The sequence below is a fragment of the Pseudonocardia sp. Cha107L01 genome (assembly GCF_052566575.1).
The window spans coordinates 615152-629834 of record NZ_CP199579.1; the positions used below are offsets into that span (position 1 = coordinate 615152).

At 72.4% G+C, this 14683-nt stretch carries 13 protein-coding genes; 6 read left to right on the plus strand and 7 right to left on the minus strand.

Going from position 1 to position 14683, the window contains the following annotated elements:
* The first annotated feature begins 31 nt into the window (after positions 1-31).
* The 4 genes from ACTXG6_RS02880 to ACTXG6_RS02895 all read left to right on the plus strand — a co-directional run bounded on the left by ACTXG6_RS02880 (position 32) and on the right by ACTXG6_RS02895 (position 3713).
* The gene (locus tag ACTXG6_RS02880; RefSeq protein ID WP_445186206.1) at positions 32-1237 is read left to right on the plus strand and encodes an acyl-CoA dehydrogenase family protein; all 1206 of its coding nucleotides are present in this window, start codon (positions 32-34) and stop codon (positions 1235-1237) included.
* 298 nt (positions 1238-1535) lie between these two features.
* Entirely contained in the window at positions 1536-2597 is a 1062-nt protein-coding gene (gene moaA, locus ACTXG6_RS02885) for a GTP 3',8-cyclase MoaA (protein ID WP_445186207.1), read from the plus strand.
* 2 nt (positions 2598-2599) lie between these two features.
* Positions 2600-2848 carry a MoaD/ThiS family protein gene (locus ACTXG6_RS02890; protein ID WP_445186208.1) on the plus strand — a complete coding sequence of 83 codons (249 nt, stop codon included), beginning with the start codon at positions 2600-2602 and terminating at the stop codon, positions 2846-2848.
* Positions 2849-2975: 127 nt separating this feature from the next.
* Positions 2976-3713, plus strand: coding sequence for an SDR family NAD(P)-dependent oxidoreductase (locus tag ACTXG6_RS02895; protein WP_445186209.1), 738 nt, complete (start codon positions 2976-2978; stop codon positions 3711-3713).
* An 82-nt stretch (positions 3714-3795) separates the two neighbouring features.
* Here ACTXG6_RS02895 and ACTXG6_RS02900 read toward each other — a convergent pair whose 3' ends face one another.
* The 5 genes from ACTXG6_RS02900 to ACTXG6_RS02920 form a co-directional block, all read right to left on the minus strand.
* On the minus strand, positions 3796-4890 hold the full coding sequence (locus ACTXG6_RS02900) for a P1 family peptidase (RefSeq protein ID WP_445190332.1): 1095 nt from the start codon (positions 4888-4890) through the stop codon (positions 3796-3798).
* On the minus strand, positions 4887-5687 hold the full coding sequence (locus ACTXG6_RS02905; RefSeq protein ID WP_445186210.1) for an SRPBCC family protein: 801 nt from the start codon (positions 5685-5687) through the stop codon (positions 4887-4889). Before ACTXG6_RS02905 ends, ACTXG6_RS02900 begins: the two co-directional genes overlap by 4 nt.
* Positions 5688-5769: 82 nt before the next feature.
* Entirely contained in the window at positions 5770-6621 is an 852-nt protein-coding gene (locus ACTXG6_RS02910; protein ID WP_445186211.1) for an FAD binding domain-containing protein, read from the minus strand.
* The gene (locus ACTXG6_RS02915; RefSeq protein WP_445186212.1) at positions 6618-9107 is read right to left on the minus strand and encodes a xanthine dehydrogenase family protein molybdopterin-binding subunit; all 2490 of its coding nucleotides are present in this window, start codon (positions 9105-9107) and stop codon (positions 6618-6620) included. Before ACTXG6_RS02915 ends, ACTXG6_RS02910 begins: the two co-directional genes overlap by 4 nt.
* Positions 9108-9641, minus strand: coding sequence for a (2Fe-2S)-binding protein (locus tag ACTXG6_RS02920; RefSeq protein ID WP_445186213.1), 534 nt, complete (start codon positions 9639-9641; stop codon positions 9108-9110). It lies immediately after the preceding gene.
* A gap of 500 nt (positions 9642-10141) precedes the next feature.
* On the opposite strand from ACTXG6_RS02920, the gene ACTXG6_RS02925 reads away from it, so the two are divergent.
* The gene (locus ACTXG6_RS02925) at positions 10142-10741 is read left to right on the plus strand and encodes a DUF5134 domain-containing protein (protein ID WP_445186214.1); all 600 of its coding nucleotides are present in this window, start codon (positions 10142-10144) and stop codon (positions 10739-10741) included.
* Here the strand turns inward: ACTXG6_RS02925 and mftF are convergent.
* Together mftF and ACTXG6_RS02935 are read right to left on the minus strand one after the other, a co-directional pair.
* A complete protein-coding gene (mftF, locus tag ACTXG6_RS02930; protein ID WP_445186215.1) occupies positions 10734-12410 on the minus strand; it encodes a mycofactocin biosynthesis glycosyltransferase MftF in 1677 nt (558 codons plus the stop codon). The genes ACTXG6_RS02925 and mftF overlap by 8 nt on opposite strands.
* A gap of 247 nt (positions 12411-12657) precedes the next feature.
* Positions 12658-13422 carry a mycofactocin-coupled SDR family oxidoreductase gene (locus ACTXG6_RS02935; protein WP_445186216.1) on the minus strand — a complete coding sequence of 255 codons (765 nt, stop codon included), beginning with the start codon at positions 13420-13422 and terminating at the stop codon, positions 12658-12660.
* 53 nt (positions 13423-13475) lie between these two features.
* Between ACTXG6_RS02935 and ACTXG6_RS02940 the strand changes: the two genes are divergently transcribed.
* A complete protein-coding gene (locus ACTXG6_RS02940) occupies positions 13476-14663 on the plus strand; it encodes an alkaline phosphatase family protein (protein ID WP_445186217.1) in 1188 nt (395 codons plus the stop codon).
* Positions 14664-14683 lie beyond the last annotated feature (20 nt).

Consider the following 14683-nt stretch of genomic DNA (forward strand, 5'->3'; position numbering starts at 1 on the left):
CGACCCGGCGCCGCGCCCTTATCCTGCCGAGGTGGACTTCCAGCCGAGCGACACCGCAGTCGACTACACCCAACGGATGCGCGCCTTCCTCGACGAATCGGTGCTGCCGGCCGAGCCGATCTACGAGTCGTGGCGCGCCGAGCGGCGGGGCACCCCGAACGAATGGGACACCCCGCCGATCCTGGAGCAGCTCAAGGACGACGCCCGGTCCAGGGGTCTGTGGAACCTGTTCCTGCCGGACGTGTCCAAGCTGTCCAACCTGGACTACGCGCACGTCGCCGAGGTGTCCGGCTGGTCGCCGGTGATCGCCCCGGAGGCGATCAACTGCCAGGCGCCGGACACCGGCAACATGGAGACGCTGCACCTGTTCGGTACGCCGGAGCAGAAGGAGCAGTGGCTGGTCCCGCTGCTGGACGGCGAGATCCGCTCCGCGTTCGCGATGACCGAGCCGGACGTGGCCTCGTCCGACGCCACCAACGTGCAGACCTCGATCCGCCGCGATGGGGACGACTACGTCATCAACGGCCGCAAGTGGTGGATCTCCGGCACCGCCGACCCGCGCTGCGCGGTCTTCATCGTGATGGGCAAGACCGACCCGGACGCCCAGCCGCACCGCCAGCAGTCCATGGTCCTGGTGCCCCGCGACACCCCGGGCGTGGAGATCATCCGGAACCTGCCGGTGTTCGGCTACCAGGACCAGCATGGGCACTCGGAGATCCAGTTCACCGACGTGCGGGTCCCGGTCTCGAACCTGCTCGGCGAGGAGGGCGGCGGGTTCGCCATCGCGCAGGCCCGGCTCGGCCCGGGGCGGATCCACCACTGCATGCGGCTGATCGGGATGGCCGAGCGGTCCGTCGAGGCGATGGTCGCCAGGGCCACCTCGCGGGTGGCGTTCGGCCGGCCGCTCTCCGAACAGGGTGTGGTGCGCGAGCAGATCGCGAACAGCCGCCTGGAGATCGAGCAGGCCCGGCTGCTGGTGCTCAAGACGGCGTGGCTGATCGACCGGGGCGGCGCCCGCTCGGCGCGGACGGAGATCGCCGGCATCAAGGTCGTGGTGCCCCGGATCGCCTGCGCGATCATCGACCGGGCCATCCAGATCCACGGCGCCGGCGGCATGAGCGACGACTTCCCGCTGGCCTACTTCTACGCCTGGGCCCGCGCGCTGCGCATGGCCGACGGGCCGGACGAGGTACACCTTCGCTCGGTGGCCCGCGAGGAGTTGAAGAAGGCCCGGTAGCGCCTCGGGGCGTCCTGCCCGACCTGCCGGGGTGCCCCGGCGACCCGGTAGACGTGCACCACGTGGTCGACGTCGGTGCTGGCAAACAGATACCGCCCGCTCGCGTTCGTGCCGATGTCGATCGCCCGAGATGTTTGTCCCCGGTGTTACCGGCTTCGGGGGAGTTCGGAGCCCAAATCCGCGTTCGCGGTTCCCCCCCGCGGATGTCTCAGCAGATGCGGATCATGCCTATTGCCGCAGGTCAACCGGGCTCGCTTCACTCGGTGTGAGCCAACTTCACGCGGGTAGGCTCGTTGACGTGACTACCACCGAACTCGGTCTGCCCGGGTTGCGAACCGCGCCGGGCGCCGCCCCGGCGCGGCCCGACGACCCCCGGTTGATCGACCGGTTCGGCCGGGTCGCGACCGACCTGCGAGTGTCGCTGACCGACCGCTGCAACTTGCGCTGTACATACTGTATGCCAGCAGAAGGCCTGGACTGGGCGCCTACCGAGGAGCTGCTCACCGACGACGAGATCGTCCGGCTGGTCGGCATCGGGGTGCACCGACTGGGTATCAACGAGGTCCGGTTCACCGGCGGCGAGCCGACTCTGCGGCGCGGCCTGGAGTCGATCCTGACCCGGGTTTCGGCGCTGACGCCCCGCCCGGAGATCTCGCTCACCACCAACGGGATCGGGCTGGCCCGCCGCGCGGAAGCGCTTGCGGCCGCCGGAGTGGACCGACTGAATGTGTCGTTGGACACACTGCGCCCGGAGCGGTTCAAAGCGATCACCCGGCGGGACCGGATCACCGACGTGCTGGACGGGATGGCCGCGGCCCGCGCCGCCGGGCTGAACCCCGTCAAGGTGAACACCGTGCTGCTGCGCGGGGTGAACGACGACGAGGCGGTGCCGCTGCTGCGCTACTGCCTGGACGCCGGCTACGAGCTGCGGTTCATCGAGCAGATGCCGCTGGATGCCCAGCACAGCTGGCAGCGGTCCGAGATGATCACCGCCGCGGAGATCCTGTCGCACCTGCGGGAGGCGTTCACCCTCACTCCCGACCCGACCGAGCGCGGCGGCGCGCCGGCCGAGCGGTGGCTGGTGGACGGCGGCCCGGCCGTGGTCGGCGTCATCGCCTCGGTGACCAGGCCGTTCTGCGGTGACTGCGACCGCACCCGGCTCACCGGAGACGGCCAACTACGCTCCTGCCTGTTCGCCCGGACCGAGACCGACCTGCGCGCCCTGCTGCGGGGCGGCGCCGGCGACGACGAGATCGCGGCCGCCTGGCGCACCGCGATGTGGGCCAAGGCGGCCGGGCACGGGATCGACGACGCCGGGTTCCTGCAGCCGGATCGCCCGATGAGCGCTATCGGAGGTTGAGTGTGGTCACCGTGCGGTACTTCGCGGGCGCCAAGGCGGCCGCCGGGGTCTCGTCCGAGAGCGTCGCGCTGAACGACGGCGACACCGTGCGCGACGTGCTCGCGCTGCTCACCGTCCGGCACGGCGCCGCGCTGGCCCGGGTGTTGGACGCGTCCAGTCTGCTGCTCGACGAAGTGGCGGTGCGCGACCGCTCGCTCCGCCTTCCCGCCGGCGCCACCCTCGACGTCCTCCCCCCCTTCGCCGGCGGCTGACCCCCCACTCCCCTAGTTACCGCGAGTCGGGGCTCTCAGCACACCGAGTCGGGGCTCTCAGCACACCGAGTCGGGGCTCTGAGCACACGGCCAGGCGCCGGTTCCCGCGCTCCGGCACGCTGGACGGATGTCGGGTTGGTCAGCGGGCGGCAACGAGGCTCGCGTCGTGGTGGTCACCGGGGCGAACCGCGGTCTGGGGCTCGAGGTCGTGCGGCAGTGCGCGGCGGATGGGGACACGGTGCTGCTCGGCAGCCGTGATCTCGCGGCCGGCGAGCGGGCCGCCGCCGAGTTGGCGGCCGCAGGGGTGCCGACCGGTCGGGTACTGCCGGTCGAGCTGGATGTCACCGACGCCACCGGGCTGGTCCGGTTGGCCACCCGGCTGACCGGCGAGCTCGGCCTGGACCGGATCGACGTGCTGGTCAACAACGCCGCGGTGCACTACGACACCTGGCAGAACGCAGCCAACGCCGACCTGCGGGTGGTCCGCGAGTCGCTGGAGACGAACGTGGTCGGTGCCTGGCAGACGACGCAGGCGTTCCTGCCGTTGCTGCGGCGCAGCGCGCACCCTCGGGTCGTGATGGTCAGCAGTGAGGGTGGATCGCTGGCTTCGATGGGCGGCGGTATCCCGGCGTACCACGTGAGCAAGGCGGCGCTCAACGCGTTGACCCGGACGCTGGCCGGTGACCTGGCCCGGGACCGGATCCTGGTGAACGCGGTGTGTCCGGGCTGGACGGCCACCGATATGGGTGGTGCGGGTGGCCGGCCGGTTGCCCTGGGCGCGGCGAGCATCCGGTACGCCATGGACCTGCCGGACGGCGGCCCCACCAGCACGTTCACCCGGGACGGCCGGCCGATTCCCTGGTGATGGGTGTGCTGGGAGTCCCGACTCGGTGTGCTGTGAGCCCCGACTCGCGGTGACGGAAACCCCGACTCGCGCTGACGGTGGGTTAGTGGACGGCGGAGGGGAGGGTGGCGGTGTACGAGGGCCACCAGCCGGCGGGGGTGCGGACGGACTCGGCGGCCAGTACGGCGTGCACGATGGCCCGGGTGACGCAGTCGGCGCCGGCGGCCAGCAGCTCGTGCAGCTCGGCCAGCTCCGGTGCCGGGCGCGCGGTCGTGGACAGCGCGAACGTGGTGTCACCGTCGACCATGGTGTGCACCGGACGCACCGCGCGGGCCAGCCCGTCCGCCCCCATCCCGGCCAGCAGCGTGCACTGCGCCTTGGTGAGCGTGGCGTCGGTGCCCAGCACGGACAGCGTGGTGGCCCGCAGCGGACCGTCCAGCGCGCTGCGCAGCAGGCCGCCCTCCAGCGCGGCGGCCAGCTCGGCCGGGTCCGGGGCGCGCAGCCCGGCGAACTCCGTGTCCAGCCCGAAACGGGCGCCGTACAGCTCGCCGGTCGCCTGGTGCACCGCCGTCCCGGCCGCGTTCAGCACCACCAGCGCGGCCACGGTGGCACCGCTGGACAGCACCGCACTGGCCGTGCCGATACCGCCCTTGAGCGCGCCGACCACAGCACCGGTACCGGCACCGACCACGCCGCACGGCACCGGCCCCGTACCGGTGGGACCGATCGCCGCGCGGTAGGCGGCCAGCCCCGTCCCGGCGTCCGGGCGGGCACCGAAGGAACCCCCTCGGCCCAGGTCGAACACCACCGCGGCGGGCACGATCGGCACGATCTGCTCGGGTGCCGGGCCGACCGGGTAGCCCACCCCGTCCGCCTCCAGCCCGCGCATCACGCCATCGGCCGCGGCCAACCCGTACGCGCTGCCGCCGGACAGCAGCACCGCGTTCACCCGCTGCACCGTCCGGCGCGGGTCCAGCAGGTCGGTCTCCCTGGTACCCGGGGCGGCGCCGCGCACGTCGACCCCGGCGACCGCGCCGGCCGGCGGCGCCACGATCACCGTGCTGCCGGTCAGCAGCCCGCTCTCAGCGACAGCAGCGGCACCGGCACCGGCACCGGCACCGCGCAAGGTGACGTGCCCGACCCGGAGGCCGGGCACGTCGGTGAACCCGTTGGTCGGCCCGGGGTAGGGACCGCTCAGCTCCTCCGGCCCTTGATCACCCGCAGCACGACGAACAGCAGGATCAGGCCCAGCGCCACCGGCGCCAGCCGCTTGAGCACCGGCGCGCCGGCGGTGTCCAGCAGGTCGATCGCGTCGACCTCACTGCGCGTCGGCTCCTGCGCACTGACCAGCTTCGGTCCGGCGCCGTTGGTGCTGGCCGAAGCCGGCGTCGAGGTGGCGGTGGCGACCGCCGCCGAGCCGACCTCCGGCGCCTTGCCGGTGGCCGGCGCCTCGGCACTGCCCGGTGTTCCCGACGCGGCGGAGGTCCCGGTGGTGGCCGACTTGTCGGCCGGGGCCGCGGCCGCCGCCGGCGCCGCGGCCGAGGTCGCGCCCGGGCCCAGCTTCTTCGCCAGGCAGGACGAGAACTGGCCGACGATCTTGTCGCTGACGTCGGCCATCACACCGCGGCCGAACTGCGCCGGCCGCCCGGTGACGGTCATGTCGGTGACCATCTTGATGGTGGTCTGGGTGTCGCCGTCGGCGGTCAGCGTGCCGGTGACCGTGGCGCTGGCGGTGCCGTTGCCCCGCGAGTCGCGCCCGGAGGCCTCGATCACCACCGTGTGTGCGCTGTCGTCACGCTTGACGAAAGTGCCCTTGCCCTTGTAGGTGAGCGAGATCGGCCCGAGCTTGACCTTGACCGTCCCGGTGAACGAGTCGTCCTCGTAGGACTCCAGGGTCGCCCCCGGGAAGCACGGCGCGACCTTGCGCGGGTCATTGAATGCTTCCCACGCCTCGTCGATGCCGGCCGGAACGGTGAACGTGTTCTCCAGCTGCATTGGTTCCAAACTCCGTCCGAAACGCCGTGAACGCCCGCCCAGCCGGGTCGGCCGGGGCGGGCGCCCACGAATCAGTGGTTGTTCAGCCGGCCGCGGTCAACACCGCGCGGCCGGTGAGCACCCTGGCCAGATGCTCACGGTAGTCCGCCGCGGCATCGGCGTCACTGGGAGCCGAGGTGCCCTCGGTCGCGTGCGCCGCCGCTGCCTTGGCGCTGTCCTCCGTAGCGGGCTGGCCGACGAGTGCCCCCTCGACCCCGCTGGCCCGGATCGGCGTGGTCCCCATGTTGGTCAGACCGACCCTGGCCTCGGAGATCACGCCACCGTCGACCTTGAGCGCCACCGCGACGGCCACCATGGACCAGGCCTGTGCGGTGCGGTTGAACTTCTCGTAGTGGTGCTTCCAGCCGGTGTAGCGCGGGAAGCGGATCTCCACGAGCAGCTCGTCCTCGGCGAGTGCGGTGGTGAAGTAGTCGAGGAAGAACTCCGACGCCGCCACGGTGCGCCGCCCACTGGGGCCGGCGAGCACGAACTCGGCCTCCAGGGCCAGCGCCACGGCGCCGAGGTCACCCGCCGGGTCGGCGTGCGAGAGCGCGCCGCCCAGCGTGCCCCGGTGCCGCACCTGCGGGTCGGCCACGGTGGCCGCCGCGTCCGACAACAGACCGACGTGCTCGCGCAGCAGCTCGTCGCGCACCACGTCGTGGTGGGTGGTCATGGCGCCGACCGCGATGCGGTCGCCGTCCTCGCGGACACCGCGCAGCTCCGCGATCCCGCCGAGGTCCACCAGCAGGGTCGGCGCGGCGAGGCGCAGCCGCAGCACCGGCAGCAGGCTCTGCCCGCCGCCGAGCACCTTGGCGTCCTCACCGCCCTCGGACAGCGCACGTACCGCCTCGTCCAGCGTGGTCGGCCGGACGTAGTCGAACTGGGCCGGGATCACAGAACCTCTCCTTGCGGGTTGTTCGGGTCGATGGAGCCCAGCCCGGCGCCCGGCGAATGGACGTCGGTCGGGGTCTCCTGGGTTGTGTTGCCCTTCGCCGCCTGGATGGCCCGCCACACCCGCTGCGACGTGGTGGGCATCTCGACGTTGGTGACACCGAGGTGGCGCAGTGCGTCGATCACGCCGTTGACGATGGCCGGCGTCGAGGCGATGGTGCCGGCCTCGCCGACCCCCTTGACGCCCAGCGGGTTCGACGTCGCCGGGGTGCTCACGATGGCGGTGTCGAAGCTCGGCAGGTCGGCCGCCGACGGCAGCGTGTAGTCGACGAGGGTGCCGGTGACCAGGGTGCCCTGGTCGTCGTAGGTGGCCTCCTCGAACAGCGCCTGCGCGATGCCCTGGGCGAGGCCACCGTGCACCTGCCCCTCGACGATGAGCGGGTTGACCACGGTGCCCACGTCGTCAACGCAGACGTAGCGGCGCAGCCTGACCTGGCCGGTCTCGGTGTCGACCTCCATCGCCGCCAGGTGGGTGCCGTGCGGGAAGGAGAAGTTCTCCGGGTCGTACACCGCGTCGGAGTCCAGCGAGGGCTCCATGTCCTCCGGGTAGTCGTGCGCCATGAACGCGGCGAACGCGATCTCCTGGATGGACTTGCCCTTGTCGGTGCCCCGGACGGTGAAGTTGCCGTCGCTGAACTCGAGGTCGTCCTCGGACGCCTCGAGCAGGTGGGCGGCGATCTTCTTCGCCTTGACGACCACCTTCTCGGCGGCCTTGACGATGGCGATGCCGCCGACCACGAGCGACCGCGAGCCGTAGGTGTCCAGCCCCTTCGGCGAGACCTGGGTGTCACCGTGCAGGACCTCGACGTCCTCGTACGGCACCCCCAGCTGGTCGGCGACGATCTGGCTGAACGCCGTCTCGTGGCCCTGCCCGTGCCCCGAGGCGCCGGTGATGACCTCGACCTTGCCGGTGGCCAGCATCCGGATGCTGGCGGCCTCCCAGCCGCCGGCGCCGTAGGCCAGCGAGCCGAGCACCCGCGACGGGGCGAGCCCGCACATCTCGGTGAACGTGGAGATCCCGATGCCGAGCTGGATCCGGTCGCCCGAGCGCCGCCGTTCCTCCTGCTCGTGGCGCAGGCCGGCGTAGTCGAACGTGGCCATCGCCTGGTCGGTGGCCTGCTCGTAGTTGCCCGAGTCGTAGGTCAGCCCGACCACCGTGGTGAACGGGAACTCACCGTGGGTGATCCAGTTCTGCCGGCGCAGATCCATCGGGTCGCGGCCGAGCTCAACGGCGAGCTCGTCCATGATCCGTTCGATGGCGAAGGTGGCCTCCGGCCGGCCGGCGCCCCGGTAGGCGCCGGTGGGCGTCTTGGTGGTGAACACAGGGGTGCAGGTGAACTTGAGCGCCGGGAACTTGTAGATCGCGTTGAACATGAATGCGCCGAGGACCGGTACGCCCGAGCCGACTAGGTCGAGGTAGGCACCCATGTCGGCGAGCAGGTGCACGTCGAGGCCGGTGACCGTGCCGTCCCTCTTGGCGGTGATCGTGATGTCCTGGATCTGGTCCCGGCCGTGGTGCGCGGCGAGCAGCGACTCCGAGCGGGTCTCGGTCCACTTGACCGGTTTGCCCGTCTTCTGCGCCAGCACGACGCAGAGCATCTCCTCGGGCACGACGGCGAGCTTGCCGCCGAAGCCGCCCCCAACGTCGGGGGCGATGACGCGGATCTTGCTCTCTGGCACGCCGAGGGTGACCGTGGTCATCGTGCGCAGGATGTGCGGCACCTGGGTGGCGGCCCACAACGTCATCTGCTCACCCGTCGGGTCGCAGACGACCGAGCGCGGCTCCATGAACGCCGGGATCAGCCGCTGCTGGAGGAACCGGCGCTTGACGACGATCGAGTCGGGATCGGCCTCGGCGGCGGCGAGTGCCTCGTCGAGGCTGCCGCCGGTGCCTGCCGCTCCCGAGTCGAAGACCCAGGTGGCGTTCTTGTTCGTGCCGAGGTCGGGGTGCACGAGAGTGGCACCGTCGGCGACGGCGGCTTCCATGTCGAGTACCGGCTCGAGCGGTTCGTAGTCGATTTCGACCAGGTCGGCGGCGTCGCGCGCGGTGGCGGCGTCGCGCGCCACCACCACGGCCACGCCCTCACCGGCGAAGTGCACCGTGCGGGACGCCAACAGCGGGCGTTGCGGGGCCTTCTCGTCCGGGGTGAGCGGCCAGACATGCGGCAACCCGACGGCCTCAACGCCCAGGTCGGCGGCCGTGTAGACGCCGATGACGCCGGGAGACTGCTCGGCGGCCGTCTTGTCCAGGGACGCGATCGTCGCGTGGGCCAGCGGCGAGCGGACCACGTGCATGTGCAGGGTGCCGTGCGGCGTGATCGAGTCGGTGTACCGGCTGCGGCCGGTGATGAGTCGGGCGTCCTCCTTGCGGGTGCGCGCACGGCCAACTTCAGTGGTGGTGGGTGCTGGGGTCTGTTCGGTGACGGTCATCTAGCTAGCGCCCCCGGCTACCGATGCTGAGGTGGCGGCCGATTCGGCGGTGTCCGGCGTGGCGCTGGCCGGCTTCATCTTCTGCGCGGCGTCGCGCACCGCCTTGACGATGTTCTGGTACCCGGTACAGCGGCAGAGGTTGCCCTCCAGGCCGTGCCGCACCTCGTGCTCCGACGGGTCCGGGTTGTCGCCGAGCAGATCGATCGACTGCATGATCATGCCGGGGGTGCAGTACCCGCACTGCAACGCGTGGTTGTCGTTGAACGCCTTTTGCACCGGGTGCAACTGGCCGTCGCGGGCCAGTCCCTCGATGGTGGTGACCTCGCTGCCGTCTACCTGGACGGCCAGCACTGAACACGACTTCACGCTCTGCCCGTTGAGATGGACCGTGCAGGCTCCACAGTTGCTCGTGTCGCAACCGATCACGGTCCCGGTCTTGCCGAGTCGTTCACGGAGGTACTGGACGAGCAACATGCGGGGCTCGACATCGTCGGCGTACTCCACGCCGTCGACCGTGACCCGAACCTGTGCCATGAGCCTCTACTCCTCACCGCGACCGCGGAACGGCGCGCAGCTCTTGCCGGGAACGACCGAGACCCCACCGACGGTTGGTGATGCGCGCCAGCGGACGCCACGGTGCCGCTCACTCTCTTGTGGCAGCCAACACATCGAACTCCGGATGATCGGAGGTCGCAAGATCAGGTGACGCATGGGACGACCAGCGAGAATAGGTCACACTCGCGTTTCCCCCGGTGCCTGTGACGGCGCTGCCGCGGCTGCGGCGCGAACCGTCGAACGGGTCCGCTGACGCGGGTCTGAGGTCCGGTCAAATCCACCCATTTGGGCCAACGTGATCGGAGCGGGCGAACCTGTGTGCGCCAGTCCTACCGGATTGCGCTCGGCTGGCGACGCTGCGTCACCCATCTGCCCGGTGGTTACTGTCGCTACTACCGCCTAGCGTCGAAAACCGACCGATCGTCGCGCGCCGCATCTCGCGCCCGCGCCCGATCGGCCTGACTAGCGGGGGTGTCGCGGTGCCAGGCTGGCTCGGCGTCGGTCTGGTCGCCGCCTTCGGACTGGTGGCGGTGCACCGCGGCATACGCCGGGACATGCCAGGCGCGATGATGGCCGCCGGCATGGCCGTCATGTCGGTCGGGATGGCCGGCATCGGCCCGACCTTCGTACACGGGCCCTGGTGGGCCGCCGGGTTCGCGGCGGTGGCGGTGTGGCCGCTGGTCAAGCCCCCGAGGGCAGGTGTGTGCGGCGGTCCGCTCGCCCACCTGCTCGGCGGCGCCGCGATGATCTATATGTGTGCGCTACCCACGATGCGGACAGTGGGCGGCACCGGGGCCGCGCTGACCGCCAACACCGTCGCGCTGACCCCGACCGGCCACCACGGGAGGGCCGGCATGGGCCCGATCGACCTACCGGGTGCTCCGATGGCCGTCCCCGGGCCGTTCGGCGCCGCGCTCGCCCTGCTCGGCTGGGCGCTGGCCTGCTACTTCCTGCTCGGCACGGTGACCGCGCTGACCCGCCGGGACGCCGGTGGCGCACTGACCGCGCCCCGGACCGCGGTGCTGGGCGAGGCTGTCATGGGCTTCGGCACCGTGGTCATGCTCATCGCGTTCACCTAGGCACGCCATTGCGGGTCACTCGGCGCCAGCGGTCCGACCAACGATCCAGGCCGGTGATCATCGGGCGCAGCGGCGCGAGGGTTCGACTCCGGGCGGCCCCCCACCACAGACCGGTGCCGTAGCCCAGGTCGTCGGCTCGGTGGGCGAGCACGTACCGCACCGGGTCCAGCCCCGGCTCTCCCGGCTCGGGACGGTGTCGGTGCCAGTCCAACAGCCCGTCGGCCAGCGCCGCGACCAGCACCGCGCGGCGCACCCGGCCCGACACCAGGCACCCCAGCCCGGCAACCGGCCACCAGTGCCGGACGAGCAGGCCGGCGGACTGGTTGGCCGCGCTGGACAGGCCCAGTCCGATGAGCAGCGCGGCCACCCGACCGGGCTGGCGCAGCCGCGCCGGGTTCGTGGCAGGCGGGTTCGTGGCAGGCAGGCTCACGGCAGGCGAGCTCACGGCAGGCAGGCTCGCGGCGGGCGGGCTCGCGGCGGCTGTTGCCGGCGGCGCCAGGGTGCGGCGCAGCCGCCACCAGGCGAACCCGGTCACCGCGGCGGCAGCCAGCGCCCCGGACCGCCGCTGCGCGCCGACCAGCACACACACCGCCGCCGCCCACGGGGCCAGCACCATCGGCGGGACCGAGCCCGGGTGGCGCAGTGCCAACGGAGCGGCCCCGGTGCCGTAGAAGGCCTTGCGGACCCACCAGCCGACCGGTCGCGCGCGGTGCTCGTGGGCAACCACCGCGGCGGGCTCGTAGCGCAGCCGCCAACCGGCCGCGTGCAGCCGCAGGACCAGGTCGACGTCCTCCGCGACGTGCAGCTCCTCGTCGAACCCGGAACCCAGTGCTGCCCGCCGGACCAGCAGTGCGGCGCTGGGCACGTACGCAACCCTGGAGCGGGGCACGATCGGGCCAGGGTCCGGGCCGAGGTCCAGCGAGGAGCGCAGCCGTTCGTAGCGGTCCAGCCAGCCCACCGCGCCGCCGGCCGGGGGCAACGCGGCGATCCGGGGCGCGGCCAGGGCTACTGCCGGGTCGGCCAGGTGGGCCAGCAGCGGCGCCAGCCAGCCGGGTTCGGGCACCACGTCGGAGTCCAGGAAGGCCACCAGCGCGGTGCCGGCGGCGGCCGCACCGGTATTGCGGGCGGCGGCCGGGCCGCGCGAGCTCGGGTGTCGGATCAGCCGGACGCGGCTGCGCAGTACCGACTGCTCGACAATGGCCCGGCAGGCGCCCGAATCGGCGGAGCCGTCGTCGACCACGATCACCTCGGCCAGGGCGGGCGCGAGCGTGTCGGGCGCGGGCATGGCGGGCGCGAGCGCGGCGGGCGTGGCGAGCGCGAGCGCGAGCGCGGCGAGCAGCCTGCGCAGGCCGTCCGGGCGGTCCTTGACAGGCACCACGACGGTCACGTCGGCGGGCCCGGGACCAGCGGGGACGCCCAGGTCGAGCAGCGCGGGGTGGGCGATGCCGGCATCCAGCAGCCGCCGCGCCAGTCGCGCCGAGGTGGCGTCCCGGACGACGAGGTCCGCGCAGCCTGGACAGGCTCCCGCGTCGAGTAGCCGGCGGGCCGCCGGTGCCAGATGCAGCAGCCGACCGGAGGACATTCCGAGCAGGGCCGCGCCGCCGTCCAACCGTCGGGTCCGCCGGTCCAGCCGCACCGCGAACCCGTCGGGGAGCCGGGTGTCGGTCACCTAGTGTCCTGAGTCGGAGTTCCTGTGCCGAATTCGGTGATCCAGGCGGCGGCTGGCAAGGCCGCAGATCGCCTGGATATCGGGCATATCCAGGCGATCGAGAACGCAGCCAGGCGTCGTCTGGGTGCCGAAGTCGGTACAGAGAACTTCCGACTCAGGAGACTAGGCATCCGCGAGTTCGCTTTACTCTGCGTAGGCATACGCAACAGGCCCGCGCACCTGGCGCGCCCCGGACCCGCCGGTCCGCTCACCCGATGAACCCGCCGTCGGCGTGTACTACGGTGCCGGTGACCGCGGAGGACTCGGGCTGGCAGAGCCAACAGACCGCCGCCGCCACCTCGGCCGGGTCGAGCAGCCGGTCGACCAATTGATGTTTGCTGAACTCGGCGGTCGACTCCAGCCCGTACAGCGCGGCGGTGGCGGCCAGCATCGCGGTGTCGGTGGAGCCCGGCGAGACGGCGGTCGCGGTGACCCCGGTACCGCGCAGGTCGGCGGCCAACCCCCGGACCAGCCCGAGCACCCCGTGCTTGACCGCGCAGTACGGGGCGAGGTGCCACAGACCGCGGTGCGCGGCGGACGACGCTATCGCCACGAACCGCCCGGTACGCGGCTCGGGCTGGGCCAGCAACGCCGGGACGGCCGCCCTGACCAGGTGGAGCACGCCACGCAGACACACTTCGTACAGCGCGTCCCACTCCGCGTCGGTGGTCTCCCACAGCGGTTTGCCGCCGCCCATGGTGGCCGCCGCCGCAACCGTCGCGTCCAGCCCGCCGAACTCGGTCACGGCCAGCCGCACGGCGTCGTGCAGCGCCGACTGGTCGCGCACGTCGGCGACCACCGGCAGGACGGCGTCGGGGTGCTTGGCCGCCACCGCGTCCAGGTCCTCGCGACAGCCCAGCGGATAGTCCAGGTCCGGGTGGTCCTCGCAGCCGTCCACCGCAACCACCCGCCAGCCGTCGCCGGCCAATCGGTGCACCACGGCCGCGCCGATCCCCCGCGCCGCCCCGGTCACCAGCGCTACTCGCCCGATATGTGCCACACCGGCGATCGTGTCACGCTGGCCGCATGCTCGACACTCGACTCGACGCCGGACCGGTGCTCCCCGCCTACGGCCGGCGCTCGCTGGCCGAGCTCACCCCTTCCCTGTTCACCGCGCTGGGCGTGCCGGGGCTGGCCAACCCGCTCGGCATCGCGCCGGCCCGGCGGGTGTGCCTGCTGCTGGTGGACGGTCTCGGCGCGAACCAGCTCGCCGAGCACGCCGCCGACGCGCCGTTCCTGGCCGGGCTCGCGGCGCACCCGAAGGAGGCCGGCGCCGGTTCGCTGACCGCCGGGTTCCCGTCCAGCACACCGGTCAGCCTGAGCACACTGGGCACCGGCTCGCCGCCTGGTGGGCACGGTGTCCTCGGCGTGAGCTTCGAGGCCAGCCACGGCGAGCTGCTGGACTCACTGCGCTGGACAACGCACCGCGGCGGGCACCCCGTCGACCAGCGCGAGGAACTTCCGCCGGAGTGGGTGCAGCCGCTGGAGACCACGCTGCACCGCGCCGCCGGGGCGGGTGTCGAGGTGCGGGTGGCGTCCGCCCCGATGTTCGACGGCTCCGGGCTGACCAGGGCGGCGCTGCGCGGCGGGCAGTTCCGTGGCGTGCACGCGCTGGGTGACCTGGCCGCCGAGCTGATCACCGCGCTGAGCGCCCCCGGCCCGGTGTTCTGCTACGGCTACCACGCGAACCTGGATGCGCTCGGGCACGTGTACGGGCCCGGCTCGCTGCAGTGGCGCCTCGAGCTGACCATCGTGGACCGGGTGACGGCGCTGGTCGCCGAGGCGCTGCCGCCGGACGGCCTGCTCGTGGTCACCGCCGACCACGGGATGATCACCGTCGACCCGGAGCAGAAGTTCGACGCGGACACCGACGCCGCGCTGCGCGCCGGGGTGCGGCTGCTCGGTGGCGACCCCCGGTCCCGGCACGTCTACGCCGCGCCCGGGGCGGCGGACGACGTGCTGGCGGCCTGGACCGAGCGGCTCGGTGACCGGGCCTGGGTGCGGACCGGTGACGAGGCGGTGGCCGACGGCTGGTTCGGGCCGATCGCGTCGCCGGAGGTGCGGTCCAGGATCGGCGACGTGGTGGTCGCGGTGCGCGGCTCGGCGGCGGTGGTCCGCTCCAAGGCGGAGAAGTTCCTCGCCGCGCTGCCCGGCCAGCACGGTTCGCTCACCGCCGCCGAGCAGGACATCCCGCTGCTGCTGCTGCGCGGTTGAGCGCCCTTTGCTCTGCGCAC

What these genes read in the sequence shown, in the direction of transcription:
- ACTXG6_RS02895 (WP_445186209.1), top strand. Translation starts at nt 2,976, where the DNA reads ATGTCGGGTTGGTCAGCGGGCGGCAACGAGGCTCGCGTCGTGGTGGTC.
- ACTXG6_RS02905 (WP_445186210.1), bottom strand. Translation starts at nt 5,687, where the DNA reads ATGCAGCTGGAGAACACGTTCACCGTTCCGGCCGGCATCGACGAGGCG.
- ACTXG6_RS02915 (WP_445186212.1), bottom strand. Translation starts at nt 9,107, where the DNA reads ATGACCGTCACCGAACAGACCCCAGCACCCACCACCACTGAAGTTGGC.
- ACTXG6_RS02920 (WP_445186213.1), bottom strand. Translation starts at nt 9,641, where the DNA reads ATGGCACAGGTTCGGGTCACGGTCGACGGCGTGGAGTACGCCGACGAT.
- ACTXG6_RS02940 (WP_445186217.1), top strand. Translation starts at nt 13,476, where the DNA reads ATGCTCGACACTCGACTCGACGCCGGACCGGTGCTCCCCGCCTACGGC.